Raw genomic sequence first — 14,926 nt, 5'->3', positions numbered from 1 at the left:
ATTATTTTCCCTTTCTCATTAAGTCTTCAAATTCGTCAAATAAATATAGATTATCAGTAGGTCCTGGGGATGCTTCTGGATGATATTGTACAGAGAAGATAGGTAATTCTTTATGACGCATACCTTCTACAGTACCATCATTTACACTGCGATGTGTAATTTCTACAAAGTCTGGCAAGGAAGTATCATCTACTGCATAGCCATGATTTTGAGATGTAATATATACGCGGCCTGTACGTAAATCTTGTACTGGATGGTTAGAGCCCCGGTGACCAAATTTTAATTTAAATGTTGTACCACCATAGGCTTGAGCCAATACTTGATGGCCCATGCAAATGCCGAAGATAGGCTTTTTACCGAATAATTTCTTTACTTCTTCTACAGCATAGCCAAGATCTTGAGGATCTCCAGGGCCGTTAGATAAGAATACACCATCTGGATTTGCTGCCAATACATCTTCAGCCTTAGCATCTGCAGGGAATACTGTTAGGCGACAACCAGCTGCTTCTAAAGAGCGAAGGATATTTTCCTTTACACCATAGTCCATTACAGCTACATGGAACTCTGCATTTTTATCGCCACGCATACCTTGCCATTTTGTAGTTACACGCATAACTTGATCTGTTGGCAAGTCTTGTTTAAATAATTTTTGAATATCTTCCATAGGGTAATCAGAACGTACAAGTACGCCTTTCATTACGCCATGGTTACGAAGTACACGTGTAATAGCACGTGTATCTACATCATAAAGGCAAGGGATGCCGTGTAAACGAAGATACTCGCTAAATAAGCCTTCATTTTGCCAGTTAGATGGGAAATCACACAGTTCTCCTACGATAAAGCCTTTACAATATGGTTTAGGGCCTTGAGTAATAGCATTCAATGTACCATAATTACCGATCAAAGGATATGTTAATGTAATAATTTGATCCGCATAGGATGGATCAGTCAAGATTTCTTGATACCCTGTCATACCTGTGTTAAATACAACTTCGCCTACTGTTGGAGCGCCACCTAATAAGGAACCTTCAAACACGGAACCATCTTCAAGAACTAACTTGCCTTTCATTATAAGACTACGCCCTCCTTCATAACTACTTTGCCATCAACTACTGTGAGTTTGGCCTTACCTGTAACAGTCATACCATCAAATGGGCTGACTTTGCCTTTTGTATAGAATTTATTTCGATCTACTGTCCATTCTTCAGTTGTAGAGAATACAGTAATATCTGCTGGTTTACCAACTTCAAGAACACCTGCATCAAGACGCATTAATTCAGCTGGACGTGTACTCATATAGTACACAACTTGGTCAATGCTGAGTTTATCTGGACCATACGCATTGGTAATAACCGCTGCTAAAGATGTTTCGAGACCACTGAAACCATTAGGAGCACAGCAGAACTCATGGTCTTTTTCTTCATATGCATGCGGTGCATGGTCTGTAATAATTGCATCGATTGTGCCATCTTTCAAGCCTTCTAATAATGCTTGACGATGATCTTCGGAGCGAATTGGAGGAGCCATTTTAAACGCTGGATTGTATTCGCGTAAATATTCATCTGTGAAAGATAAATGTTGGCTTGTAACTTCACATGTTACATTAAGACCTTTTGCTTTTGCGCGACGAACCATGTCCACTGTATTTTTACTACTTACGTGTGCAATATGAATGTGACCGCCTGTCATTTCAGATAACAAAATATCACGAGCAACCGCTAAATCTTCAGCTACTGCAGGACGACCAATAACACCTAGTTCATAGGAAACGATACCTTCATGCATATGACCATTTTTAGTCAATGTAATATCTTCTGCATGGTCGATAACCATTTTATTAAACATGGAGGAGTATTCTAAGGCACGACGCATAAATGCAGCATTTTCTACATAATGGCCATCATCGGAGAAAGCTACTACACCAGCTTCAGCCATATCGCCCATTTCAGCAAGTTCCTTACCTTCTAGGCCTTTGGATACAGCACCAATAAATTCTACTTTCACAACGCCAGTGAGTTCAGCCTGTTTTTGTAAACCTCTTACAAGTGCAGCATTATCTACAACTGGGTTTGTATTAGCCATAGTGACTACACGTGTGAAACCACCAGCAGCAGCCGCTTGTGTACCAGAGTGGAAATCTTCTTTAGCTTCTTGGCCTGGTTCACGCAAATGTGTGTGAATATCGATAAGACCAGGTGCTACGATAAGACCTGTTGCATCATATACTTCAGCGCCTTCAGCACTTAAGTTTTGACCGATGGCTGCAATTTTACCATCTTTTACGAGAACGTCTGCTACTTCGTTTTGTTTTTTTGCCGGATTAACTACCGTACCATTTTTAATAAGCAAGCTCACTACCGTCACCTCCGATAATAGTTAAGTACAATACAGCCATACGTACAGCTACGCCATTACGTACCTGTTCTTGAATTACGGATTGATCAGAATATGCTACATCTGGTGCAATTTCAAGGCCACGGTTCATAGGACCTGGATGCATTACCATTACATCATCTTTAGCCAATTTCAATACATCATTGTTAATACCAAAGATACGTGCATATTCTCTATTTGTAGGATACAACGCAGAATGAATACGTTCTAATTGAATGCGAAGTACGTTAACCACATCTGCATCAGCCACTGCTTCACGAATATCGTGGTGTACGGTAACACCTAATTTTTCGAGCTCTGGATATACCATAGTACGAGGACCAGCCAAATGTACTTTAGCACCCATTTTAGTAAGGCCATAAATATTAGATCTTGCTACACGGCTATGCATAATATCGCCTAAGATAACAATTTTTAAGCCTTCAATAGATTCTTTTTTCTCTAAGATGGAATACATATCTAACAAAGCTTGTGTTGGATGTTCATGAGCACCATCACCAGCATTGATAATGATAGGATCTACTGCTTTTGTGGCATATAGAGGAGCCCCTTCTGCACTATGACGCATTACGATAGCATCTGTGCCCATATAGGACATAGTTAGCAAGGTATCGCGGAAGCTTTCACCTTTCCCCATGGAAGAACCGCTTGGAGAAAGATTAATAACGTCAGCCCCTAAATATTTACCGGCCAATTCAAAGGAACTACGGGTACGAGTACTAGGCTCCATAAAAAGGTTAATAATGGATTTCCCCTTTAAAAGTGGAACCTTCTTATCATCAGAAAGAACGATTTTCTTCATTTTCTTTGCCACATTCAAAATCAATTTGATTTCTTCAGGTGACACATTTTGCAAACCCAATAAATGTTTGCCTTTTAGGCTAACTTGTCCCATGATTTCCTCCTAACTCACGTAACAAAAAAGACCTTTTGCCCAGGGCAAAAGGTCAAATAGTTTGCACAAAGAAGCCCTTATGGGGGCGCTTCAACTATATTCCTTTCTCAGCCTCTCTGGACTAAATTAAAAGGTTTTGTACTATGCAATGGTCTCTCGTACCATAGGTGCATTTTCTTTATTTATTGTACTGAATCTGCCCTTGAAAGTCAATGTAAAAGCGAAAGTTCATAAGTATTTTAAAAAGAGGACAAGCCCAGTAAAGTGGCTTGTCCTCTCAATATTTAAGTAATTGTCAGAACCCAAGGAATCTATGATTAGACATTAATAGTTTCTATTATTACAATCGTACATTATCGATTCATAGGATACAGTTTTGGTGGATTTTGATCATCATTTTGTTGATCTTGCTGTGAACCATAAGGTGCTTGACCTTGTTGACCATTAGTCATTGGATTTTGTTGTACATATTGTTGATTTTGTTGAGGTTGACGTTGATCACGACGACGTGTATTTTGAGATGCAGTCGGTCTTGGTTTAGTCAATTCATCAATAGATACAGCATTCGGAATCGATACGGAAGGAGTATCTTCGTGGACGTCATCAAGTTCACTGAAGGAAGGTCCTGTCTTAGCTGCTTGGGCAGCCTTACGTTCTGCTTCAATTTGTTGACGTGCAAGCTCTGCACGACGACGAGCATTTTCTTGCTGATCTTTAACACGTTGAATTGCTTCAGCTCGTTCTTTTGCTTTACGTTCCACTTCAGCTTGTGCAAGTGCCTGTTGACGAGCTTCTTCTGCTTTGCGTTCCGCTTCTAAATGAGCTTGGTAACGTTCTTCAGCAATACGTTTTGCCTCTGCTGCTTGACGTTCAGCTTCTGCTCGTTCTGCAGCCAATCTAGCTTGTTCAGCCTTACGTGCCTCAGCAGCTATACGTGCTTCTTCTGCTTTACGCGCTTCTTCGGCTCGTCTAGCTTCTTCTATGCGACGCGCTTCCTCTGCTCTACGAGCCTCTTCTGCACGTTTTGCTTCGGCTGCGATTCGAGCTTCCTCAGCCTTACGAAGTTCTTCTGCCCGTTTTGCTTCAGCTGCGATTCGAGCTTCCTCGGCTTTACGTAATTCTTCCTGACGTTTTGCTTCAGCAGCAACGCGGGCTTCTTCGGCTTTACGGGCCGCTTCGAGACGTTCTTGTTCAGCCTTGCGTTGTGCCTCTAGTCTAGCCGCTTCTAAACGACGTGCTTCTTCTGCTCTTCGTGCTTCTTCTGCCAAACGAGCTTGTTCAGCTTTACGAGCCGCTTCAATTCGAGCTTCTTCAGCCTTACGAGCTTCTTCAGCACGTTTAGCCTCTGCTGCACGACGCGCTTCCTCAGCTTTACGAGCGGCTTCGATCCGAGCCTCTTCTGCCTTGCGCGCTTCCTCTGCACGACGCGCTTCCTCAGCTTTTCTTGCTGCTTCAATACGTTGTGCTTCTAAGGCAGCTTTTGCCTCTGCTGCTTTACGAGCATCTTCTTGACGTTTCGCTTCTAATGCAGCTTGTTCAGCTGCACGTTGGGCTTCTAGTGCTGCTTTTGCTTCGGCTGCTTTACGTGCTTCTTCGGTACGGCGTGCTTCCAATGCTTCTTGTTCCGCTTTTCGTTGTGCTTCTAAACGTGCTTTTGCTTCAGCAGCTAAACGTTCTTCTTCAGCTTTTTTCGCTTCTAAAGCGGCCTTTTCTGCTGCCCGTTGTGCTTCAAAACGTGCCTTAGCTTCAGCGGCCTGTCTAGCTTCTTCTGCCTTTCGTGCTGCTTCAATACGAGCCGCTTCAATTCTGCGTTCTTCTTCAAGACGTTTTGCTTCAGCCGCTACACGAGCTTCCTCCGCTTTACGTGCTGCCTCTAAACGATCGGCTTCCGTCTTTCTAACAGCTTCAATACGCGCCATTTCAGCTTTACGTTCTTCTTCAGCCTTACGAGCTTCAGCTACCTTTCGATCAAGCTCAGCTTTTCTTTCTGCCTCTAAGCGTTTAGCCTCTTCTGCTTGTCGCATTTCCTCAGCTTTTTTCGCTTCTAAGGCCGCTTTGTCTTTAGCAGCTTGCGCCTCTTGAGCAGCCTTCAACTTGGCAGCCTTACGATCAGCTTCGGCTTTCTCAGCCATTTTACGCTCAATTTCAGCATGTTTAGCTTCTGCAGCCTTGCGTGCTATTTCTGCTTTTTCGGCAGCTAATTTGGCTTCTTCCGCTTTTTTACGAGCTAATGCTTCCTCAGCTTCTTTCGCTTTTTTAAGTTGTGCCTCTTTTTTAGCATCAGCCGCAGCTTTATCGCTCAATTTTTTTGTTTCTTCGTGAGCAATTGTTTCTGCCTGTTTTGCAGGAGTCAAAGTAGATTTAGATGTATCTACAGTTCCCTTATTAGTATCTTTACCATTGATAGGGCCTACAGGAATTTGTGTACCACTTTGCGTTGGATGACCCAAACTGTCTGTTACATCTTTTGGTACATTGACCGCAATAGTCTGATGTTTTTGCGGATTTGCAAGAGATTCAGGAATCAATAAGAATCGTATTGGCAAATTAGATGCACCTGCCGGCATGAAGTTTAATGTTAACAAATCGCCTGCATTATAATTACCCATAAGACGGCTATCTAATATAGTACCGTCCCCTAGTGCAGTAATCCCATCAGCACCACCGATATGATAGGTACGCGTATCGGTTTGACCTCTACGGGCACCTTGTTGATGAAGTGCTTTTACCGTAAAGGAGCCAGAATATGGCCCACCAAGAGGGTTAAAATACAATCTAAACGGTTCATTACCCTTTGTAGGAATTTTTAAAGTGTATGAAACACCATAGTTACCACGGTCACGAACAAATGCTTTATTTTGCATTTCATCTACACCATTGATAAAGGCATCCTCACGGTCGTTACCAACTTCAACAAAAGCACCGCCTAAGGCAGTATCAAAAGGTGTAGTAACCTCCATATTACGCTTTGAACCAGTATATGTACCGCGCAATTGAATTTCATCAATAGGTAAGTTCTTAGCCCAATGTGATGCATCGACGGCATCCATGCCCATAGGTAGCATCATAACGCGGGCAAAGATTGGCGCCTCTGTTTTAATATCTACAATGCCTGTAAATAACGCATCTTGATATACCGGTGTATTTTCCAAATCAGTAAAGATTAATTGACGCCCTTGGGGAGGAATGCTTAGGGAGTATAATGGTCTCGCATTTGGACTTTCATCTAAAGGATGCTCTAAATCCTTGCGGGATAAATCGCGACCAGCAGCAAAATAATCTGGCGTTGCCACAGATTTTAACTGTCTCATTACATGAACAGTATTAGGATATGCCGTTTGATTTTCTAGTACGATAGCAATCTTATGGGGCTGATCCATTTCATTTACGTGATAAAAATAAATGCGGCCATTCCCATTAATAGTACCAGCACTAAGTGTACCGCCTACTGGTCCTACATATTCAGGGCTATCCGATAATAGCAATGTATCCGTTTGAGACACCAAGCTTGGTGGCAACGGAGAAAACTGAAAATATCCAATTGATTGTAAATCTATATCACGAGCCTCTACATGGCCTGTAAGCGCAGCCATGGCGGCCATGGCCGCAGCTATACAATATTTTGATTTATAAGAAAACATATATTAATACCTCTATATTTCTTCAAGCCCCATAGGGTCATACGTAAGTGCTAATGCTTCGATTTTCTTTAAACGATGGCCAATACCCGACTTGGATAATTCGCCATCCATCAATTCTTCTAGCTCTTTTAAGCTCGCTTCTGGATTGTCCCATCTCAGTCTGGCTACAATCCTCAACTTGTCAGGCAATGCATCAATGCCAATTTCTCTATCGATGATTCGAATTGCTTTTACCTGACGTACTGCAGCATCTACAACCTTTTGTAAATTAGCGGTCTCACAGTTTACTTGCCGATTGATTTGATTTCGCACAGTCTTCATAATGCGCACATTTTCAAACTCCATCAAGGCTGATTGAGCCCCCATAATCTGCAAGCAATTCGTTACTGCGTCGCCTTCTTTAAGGTATACCACATATTCTTCTTTACGCTCCGTCAATCCTGCATGAATGTGAAAGAGCCGCAATACGTGAATAATTTCCTTTGCAAAATTCTCATTACCGGTCATAAACTCAAGATGATAATCACTTTGTGGCTTATTAACAGAGCCTCCACCTAAAAAGGCACCTCGTAAAAAGGCACGTCGTGCCTCCATGGATTTAAGCCAACTACGAGGGATTTGTTCGGTTACAGGCCATAAAGCAAGATCTTCTAAAGCCTGTCGCCCTTCTATGGATGGCTCCACAGATAGGGTGTACATATTTTTCTTACGCAAGTTAAGCCCTTGTCGTACTAATACATTGGTAGGCAATTCATATTGTTTCTTTAAAATGCCTAACAAGCGACGAGCTACTGCATTATTTGCAGTAGCTAATCTAATACCAACAGCGCCCTTCATCCCTAGAATGATAGATCCACCCATGCGCAATAAGCAAGACGCTTCAATTTTCATGGCCACATCTGCATCACTAGAGGATTCATATTGGCATAATTCATTTTTTACATCTTCAGCAAATGACATAGGTATCCCTTCTCATTAATGATCATCTCGTTGGAGATAATACTCTAAGATATGTGGTTCAGTATCCGATTGCATGGCGTGAACAATATCCATAATTACTTTACCCAACCGTTCTGGATCATGAACAGCTGGCTTTTTCGGACTAATTAAAGTAGCCCGAATCGTGCGAATCCCTTTAGCTTGTAGTTTCTTAGTATCTAATGCTACAGGCTCTGAACCTACGGCACTATATTGTTCTACCATTTGAATTGGTAGTGGACCATCGTTTGCCAGTACAGTATCTACAATACCTTCCCCACCATGAGCGATGAGTGCCTCTACGTGATCACTAAGCGTATAACCTGAAGTTTCTCCAGGTTGAGTCATAACATTGGCAATATAAATTTTATTTGCCTTACTAGCACGTATATGAGATGCAATTTTATCAGTTAACAAGTTTGGAATGATACTTGTATATAAACTACCAGGTCCAAAAATGATGACATCTGCTTCATCGATAGCACGTAACGCAGCACCTTCCGGCTTTGGTTGCGCCGGTTCGCTATACATATGGCGAATGGTTTTACCAGAGTTTGGAATATTACTTTCACCTTCTACAATGGTACCATCTGTCATCTCAGCTACCAATTTAATGAACTCTGTAGATGAAGGAATTACACGACCGCGTACACGTAGTAATTTACTAGCTGCTTCAAGCGCTTCCTCCACATCGCCATCGTATACTTGAGCAAGTGCTGTAATAAAGAGATTGCCAAAACTATGTCCAGATAGCTCATTTTCCCCTTCAAAGCGGTAGCGGAAAAGATTTTCCATAACCCCTTCTTGTTCTGCTAATGCGACCAAGCAGTTTCGCAAGTCACCAGGGGCAATCATTTTAAAATCTTCCCGTAAACGACCTGATGAACCACCATCGTCAGCTACTGTAACAATAGCTGATAAATTAGATGTGTGTGTTTTCAATCCACGCAATAGGTTAGACAATCCTGTACCACCGCCGATAACAACGATTTTAGGACCTTTATCAAGTCGTATATTTTGGAAGATAATATCTGATACCTTACTATCAGGATTAGGCAATACAGCACGAATAATCGTTTTAATAACCTTACTAGTGCCGATTAGCATTAGAACGGCGCCAATTGATAATATAACTGCACCCACAGCAATGAGCACATTATAATTATAAAAGCCCGTCATATTATAGGAAAAGGCCAGTACAACATCTTCAAGAACGGCAAGCCATTGATAGTTAAACATCAAGGAAATGCCAATGATTAAAAGACCTACACCACAACTAAATAGGGCAAGCCAACGTTTTATATTTAGGCCCGGTATAAGCCACCGAAACCATCTTTTTCGCAACATAAGAACCCCTATCTAGTTACCAAGTGTTTTAATTTCATGAGGATTATAATCTTCTTCTACATTATTTTTCATCATATCTCGATGTTCTACAGAAACACGATACCCCTTTTCTAATAGATGGGAATATAATGCTTCTGCCATGGCCACAGATCTATGCATACCACCAGTACAACCTACAGCCACGATAAATTGAGATTTTCCTTCTTGCTCATAATTAGGCACAAGAAAATCTATGGTATCAAAGTATCGCTTTTTAAATTCCTCTGTAACCTCAAAGGAATGAATATATTCATTTACAGCTTTTACACGGCCTGTTTTATGACGGAAATCTGGAATATAGAATGGATTTGGTAAGAATCGAACATCCCAAACCATATCAGCATCTAAAGGGATTCCATATTTAAAACCAAAGCTCACTACTGTAATAGACATGCCATGACCTTCGTCTACTTGAGTAAAGCGAGTTTTTAAATACTCTTTCAAGCTAGCTGTCTTCATATTAGTTGTATCAATAATAAAGTCTGCTTTATGACGTACAGAATTTAAAATTTGACGCTCTTCTTTTAATCCTGTAGTAATCATTCCATCTGGAGCTAACGGATGGCTACGACGACTTTCTTTATATCGTCTAATTAAAGTCTCATCAGTAGCATCCATAAAGACGATTTCATAATCCACCTTCATTTCTCTCAATGTTTCAAGAGAGGAGGAAAGAGCTTCAAAGAATTCACCGCCCCGAATATCTACAACTAAAGCCACACGGTTTGTACGTTCCCCACCTTGTCGACAAATCTCACTTAACTTAGGAATAAGTACAGGAGGAATATTATCAATACATAGATAACCCATATCCTCTAATGCTTGAAGTACCTGCGTTTTACCGGCACCAGACATACCTGTAACAATTAATAAACGAAATGCTTCCATAGTTTTACTCCATTATAAAAGATTCTTTTCTATCCAGTGAGCTACACCATCTTCATTATGATGACCACATACCTCATGAGCCACAGCTTTTACATGTTCCGCAGCATTTGAAACAGCTACTGAATACCCCGTTTCACTAAGCATAGAAATATCATTTTCAGCATTACCAAAAGAAATTATATGTTCTAAACCAATGTTATTATCCATGGCTAATTGGGCTAATGCACGTCCTTTTGATACATTAGGGGCAGTGATTTCAAGAAAATCTCGTTGACTGCGTACCAATGTAACTTCATTACCAACTAAAGGCGTTAAGATATCAATAATTCGATCAATGCCCTCTTCTGTATCGATAGCAATAAGCTTATTAGGTTCCGTGGAAAGCGTATAGATTATATCGCCTAAAAACTCAGGTACAGCTCCAGTTTGCTGTTCATACCGATCAGATTGCCAATTTCTATGATGGCATAATAAATGATCATCTACATACGATTGTATATGCCAATCATAGTGTTGACCGAGTTCAAAAATGCGATGTACTACATCGATAGGAACCGTTTGTTCGAATAGCTTATATCCCGTTTCTAACTCCTGAATTAATCCACCGGAAAATAAAATCATCGGTACATTACCAAGCTGTAATGCAGTACCAATTGGTTTTGCTGTCTGATACATGCGCCCCGTAGCAATAGTTATACTAATCCCCTTCTGCTGTAAACGCTGCAATACATTTACCGTATACTCAGAAACCGTATTATCACTACGTACCAAGGTCTCATCACAATCTATGGCGACCATTTTTATATGAGAAAAAGAAGGATTCATTCTTACCTCCTTCACAAGAAAATCTAATACTCTTTATTATACCATTTATAGTGCGTATATAGATAGAATATGCAGTAATGCACTAACATAAAAATATTTTCATAATCCAATAACAGTATTTATAAATCATACAATTTATGACTTATAAATATAACAGCTAATAAATGTAATATCTAAAATTGTCTAACGTTACCAAAATTGCATAATAAAGAGTATTCCATATCAATTTATTATAGGAATATATATTAATCATAAAAAAAGAGACTCCCGAAGGAGTCTCTTTTATATGGTTAACTATCAAATTAGAATTTGTAGTTAAGGTCTGCACGGTAGAAGTCGTTAAGATCAGCACCGTCTTGAGTTTTCCAGTCGAAACCGTAGTTAGCGGACAAGCCAACGTTGTTTTGCAATGCATAGTTAACGGAAGCCATCCAACCTTTAGCATTTGTAGTGTAAAGGTGGTTGTAAGTAGTATCAACGATAGGAGCGTTAGCTTTAGCGTTGAAGTATTGACCTTTAACATCCCAAGAACCTTTTTTAGCGATGTTGTAGTCGCCATAGCCAAGACCTGCAGTCCAAGCTTGAGATTCATCAACGTGGGAGTCTTTCAACCATTCGCCACCAACCCAAACTTTGTCGAAGTTAGCATCAGCGTTGAAGCCGTAGATGTTTTTGTAACCATTAGTGCTATCTTGGTTTACACGATCGTAGAAACCACCAACCATAGTGTGTTTACCTACTTTACCTTTTAAGCCAAGGTAAGTGTTAGTTACGTTTTGGTCTTTAGTTAAGCCAGCTGCTTCACCGGATACCATGTAACCGTAAGCTGCTTGAGCCATAATTTTGTCGTTGCCAGCGTTCAATTGAGCACCGTCGAAAGTACCATCAAATGCTAAGCCGCCACCGATAACTTGGCCGAAACGACCAGCTTTCAAGGATACGCGTTCGCCGAATTTATGGTTTACATAAGCGCGGTCGATTGTAGCGTTTGCATTACCACCGTTTTGGGAGTTACCCAATTCGAAGTTGCCAGAAGTCAAACGAACAACTGCGTCAGTACGATCGTTTACTTTTGCATTGAATTGTACACGTGCACGAGCGTCGAATTTGGATTTTTCATGTTCAGCATCACGGTAACGAAGACGAGCATCACCAGTAACTTTTACGTTACCTACGCGGTCTTCCAAGCGAGCTACACGAACGCCCAAGTTGTTCAATTCGTTGGAGAATTCATCAGCTAAACGGTTGATCATAGCTTGTTGTTCAGCGTTAGCGCGGTCTTGGTTAGCCATAGCTTTAGCTACCATTTGAGCCATTTCGTAACGAGTGATGTTGTTTTGGCCTTTGAAAGTGCCATCTGGGTAACCATTAACGATACCAGCGTTTGCCAATTGGGAAACTGCTTGGTATGCCCAAGAATCTGGAGTTACATCGGAGAATGGGTTAGCTGCGAATGCAGTAGTTACACCCAAAACTGCTGTTGCTGCGAAAATTGCTGCGAATTGTTTTTTCATAGTTGAATTCCTTCTTTCTGAAAAATAGAAATATAAAATGTTACAAGTCATAACATTCACATTCTACTCTGTTCTTCAGAATAAGAATTTCTGGGAGTGTCCACGTTTCCTCGCCACATTCTACATCGAAGTTCTTCGTTTCATGTGTTTGTTACTTCTTGTAGGGTGATATTAGCATAACCAAATTTTCGTGTAAACCCTTTTTTCTCAATTTCATTCTCATTATAAAAATTTTATAATTTAAAATGCCCTAAAATTCACTTATTATCTACGTTTATGAGATATATTTTTTTTTACTAAAAATATCAAATTTATCTTTTTTTATATTAAATGAGATTTATTATCATATATATTGTTAAGTATTTCTAATTAATAATATGTCTATTAATTAGAAAAAAGCTATTTTATGCATAAACAGTTCATAAACACCTCATACAATATATTGTGGAATAGATCAATATACATACTAATCAAATAAATTTTTATCTTTTACTATATATAGATTTATTTTACTATATATATACTATTATATACAAAAGAAAATATTATCTCTTTATATACAACAAAAAAAGACTTCCGAAGAAGTCTTTTTTTGTTTGTGAGGGAATTAGAATTTGTAGTTTAATTCTGCACGGTAGAAATCGGAAAGATCATTACCTTTTTGGTCTTTAGAGTTGAAACCATAACCTGCAGATAAGCCTACGTTATCTTGTACTGCGTAGTTTACGCTAGCCATATAACCTTTGTAACCATTAGATGTATTTGTTAAGTCATATGCTTGATCCCAAGTGGAACTTACGATTGGAGCGTTAGCTTTTTGGTTGAAGTATTGACCTTTTACATCCCATGTACCTTTTTTAGCGATGTCGTAATTACCATACCCAACACCTGCTGTCCAAGCTTGGGAATCATTTACGTTGGAAGCTTTCAACCATTCACCACCAACCCAAACTTTGTCTTTACGGAAATCTGCATTGAAGCCGTATACGTCTTGGCTATCAGAGTTAACTGTAGAACCGTTATGATTCAAGTTGCCGCTAGACAATTTAGAGTAGAAGCCACCAACTGTGGATTCTTGACCAACTTTACCTTTAACACCTACATATGCAACGGAAGGATTATCAGATTTGGAGTTGCCATCAGCAGCGCCTGCCATCATGTAACCATAAGCACCTTGTACTTGAACTTTATCATTACCTACGTTCAATTGAGCACCATCAAATGTATCATCGTACATTAAACCGCCACCAATTGTTTGTTGGAAACGACCACCTTTAGCAGATACGCTATTACCAAATTTGTGATCTACATAAGCACGATCGATTGTCGCATCAGCACCTTTTGTGGAGTCACCGAATTCGTAATTACCTTTTACACGAACAACAGCTTCAGTTTTATCATTAACTTTACCATTGAATTGAACACGTGCACGTCCATCTGTTAAGGATTTGCTATTAGCTTTATAAACGCCTTTATCTTCAGAGCCTTGGTAACGGATACGAGCATCACCAGTTACTTTTACATTACCTACGCGATCTTCCAAACGAGATACGCGTACGCCCAAACTGTTCAACTCATTGGAGAACTCATCTGCCAAGCGGTTAATCATGGCTTGTTGTTCTGCATTAGCGCGATCTTGGTTAGCCATTGCTTTAGCTACCATTTGAGCCATTTCATAACGAGTGATATTGTTTTGGCCTTTGAAAGTACCATCTGGGTAACCATTAACGATACCAGATTGTGCTAATTGAGATACTGCTTGGTATGCCCAGCTATCTGGAGTTACATCGGAGAATGGGTTTGCAGCGAATGCTGTTGTTACACCTAATACTGCTGTTGCTGCAAAAATTGTTGCGAATTGTTTTTTCATAATGAATTCCTTCTTTCTTATAAATAAGAATTTATAGTATCAGAAGACATTCACTGTATAAGTGGTATAACTATGAAAGATATATTAGGAGTGTCCACGTTTCCTCGACTATATTTTCTATCACAGTCTCACCTCTTTATTAGTGGTGCCTTGCTGTGATTAGAATATATCACCGTCCAAATTTTTTGTAAAGCATTTTGTACAACTAAATTTTATGAAATTTCTTTCATGAATAAAAATAAACCTATAAACATAGATTTCTCCTACATTTTTTAAAATTAAATTTTGTACAATTTCATTTTATTTATCTAAAATTCATGTATTTTAGATGATAAACCTACAACTTTTAATTATTAAAAATAATAAATATTGTATTATTTAATATGTAATCCTAATATACAGACCTAAAATATTATTATATTCCTCTTTTCTATTATTAATATCTTTATTTTGTCTCTCTAATTTATATTAGTAATAACCTTATCAATGCCATGCATCATATATTAGCTCTTAAAATATGTCATTAATAATATTA

At 39.6% G+C, this 14,926-nt stretch carries 10 protein-coding genes; all 10 read right to left on the bottom strand.

Annotated features, from left to right (window positions below; all coding sequences use genetic code 11):
* Position 1 precedes the first annotated feature (1 nt).
* The 10 genes from carA to ACSV5T_RS07890 all read right to left on the bottom strand — a co-directional run bounded on the left by carA (position 2) and on the right by ACSV5T_RS07890 (position 14,391).
* Positions 2-1,069, bottom strand: a complete 1,068-nt coding sequence (gene carA / locus ACSV5T_RS07935) for a glutamine-hydrolyzing carbamoyl-phosphate synthase small subunit (RefSeq protein WP_005387324.1) — start codon at positions 1,067-1,069, stop codon at positions 2-4.
* On the bottom strand, positions 1,069-2,355 hold the full coding sequence (locus tag ACSV5T_RS07930; protein ID WP_039969456.1) for a dihydroorotase: 1,287 nt from the start codon (positions 2,353-2,355) through the stop codon (positions 1,069-1,071). Before ACSV5T_RS07930 ends, carA begins: the two co-directional genes overlap by 1 nt.
* The gene (locus tag ACSV5T_RS07925) at positions 2,339-3,289 is read right to left on the bottom strand and encodes an aspartate carbamoyltransferase catalytic subunit (protein ID WP_105090313.1); all 951 of its coding nucleotides are present in this window, start codon (positions 3,287-3,289) and stop codon (positions 2,339-2,341) included. Before ACSV5T_RS07925 ends, ACSV5T_RS07930 begins: the two co-directional genes overlap by 17 nt.
* Before the next feature lie 353 nt (positions 3,290-3,642).
* The gene (locus ACSV5T_RS07920) at positions 3,643-6,930 is read right to left on the bottom strand and encodes an ATPase (protein ID WP_438320731.1); all 3,288 of its coding nucleotides are present in this window, start codon (positions 6,928-6,930) and stop codon (positions 3,643-3,645) included.
* A 12-nt stretch (positions 6,931-6,942) separates the two neighbouring features.
* On the bottom strand, positions 6,943-7,890 hold the full coding sequence (gene whiA, locus ACSV5T_RS07915; RefSeq protein ID WP_105086207.1) for a DNA-binding protein WhiA: 948 nt from the start codon (positions 7,888-7,890) through the stop codon (positions 6,943-6,945).
* Between the two features lie 15 nt (positions 7,891-7,905).
* Positions 7,906-9,255: a gluconeogenesis factor YvcK family protein gene (locus tag ACSV5T_RS07910; RefSeq protein WP_295231336.1), complete on the bottom strand. Its 1,350-nt coding sequence runs from the start codon at positions 9,253-9,255 to the stop codon at positions 7,906-7,908.
* Between the two features lie 12 nt (positions 9,256-9,267).
* Positions 9,268-10,182, bottom strand: a complete 915-nt coding sequence (gene rapZ / locus ACSV5T_RS07905; RefSeq protein ID WP_295781274.1) for an RNase adapter RapZ — start codon at positions 10,180-10,182, stop codon at positions 9,268-9,270.
* 12 nt (positions 10,183-10,194) lie between these two features.
* Complete coding sequence (locus ACSV5T_RS07900; RefSeq protein ID WP_438320730.1) at positions 10,195-11,007, bottom strand: Cof-type HAD-IIB family hydrolase; 813 nt, start codon at positions 11,005-11,007, stop codon at positions 10,195-10,197.
* Between the two features lie 302 nt (positions 11,008-11,309).
* A complete protein-coding gene (locus ACSV5T_RS07895) occupies positions 11,310-12,521 on the bottom strand; it encodes a putative porin (RefSeq protein ID WP_156719774.1) in 1,212 nt (403 codons plus the stop codon).
* Positions 12,522-13,128: 607 nt separating this feature from the next.
* Positions 13,129-14,391: an S-layer homology domain-containing protein gene (locus ACSV5T_RS07890; RefSeq protein ID WP_303880180.1), complete on the bottom strand. Its 1,263-nt coding sequence runs from the start codon at positions 14,389-14,391 to the stop codon at positions 13,129-13,131.
* Positions 14,392-14,926 lie beyond the last annotated feature (535 nt).

Source organism: Veillonella sp. ZSJB6, from assembly GCF_051549505.1.
GTDB lineage: Bacteria > Bacillota > Negativicutes > Veillonellales > Veillonellaceae > Veillonella.
Note: the sequence above shows the minus strand (reverse complement) of the source record. Positions and strands in the feature narration are given on the sequence as shown.

What these genes read in the sequence shown, in the direction of transcription:
- ACSV5T_RS07895 (WP_156719774.1), bottom strand. Translation starts at nt 12,521, where the DNA reads ATGAAAAAACAATTCGCAGCAATTTTCGCAGCAACAGCAGTTTTGGGT.
- whiA (WP_105086207.1), bottom strand. Translation starts at nt 7,890, where the DNA reads ATGTCATTTGCTGAAGATGTAAAAAATGAATTATGCCAATATGAATCC.
- ACSV5T_RS07925 (WP_105090313.1), bottom strand. Translation starts at nt 3,289, where the DNA reads ATGGGACAAGTTAGCCTAAAAGGCAAACATTTATTGGGTTTGCAAAAT.
- carA (WP_005387324.1), bottom strand. Translation starts at nt 1,069, where the DNA reads ATGAAAGGCAAGTTAGTTCTTGAAGATGGTTCCGTGTTTGAAGGTTCC.
- rapZ (WP_295781274.1), bottom strand. Translation starts at nt 10,182, where the DNA reads ATGGAAGCATTTCGTTTATTAATTGTTACAGGTATGTCTGGTGCCGGT.
- ACSV5T_RS07900 (WP_438320730.1), bottom strand. Translation starts at nt 11,007, where the DNA reads ATGAATCCTTCTTTTTCTCATATAAAAATGGTCGCCATAGATTGTGAT.
- ACSV5T_RS07910 (WP_295231336.1), bottom strand. Translation starts at nt 9,255, where the DNA reads ATGTTGCGAAAAAGATGGTTTCGGTGGCTTATACCGGGCCTAAATATA.
- ACSV5T_RS07890 (WP_303880180.1), bottom strand. Translation starts at nt 14,391, where the DNA reads ATGAAAAAACAATTCGCAACAATTTTTGCAGCAACAGCAGTATTAGGT.
- ACSV5T_RS07920 (WP_438320731.1), bottom strand. Translation starts at nt 6,930, where the DNA reads ATGTTTTCTTATAAATCAAAATATTGTATAGCTGCGGCCATGGCCGCC.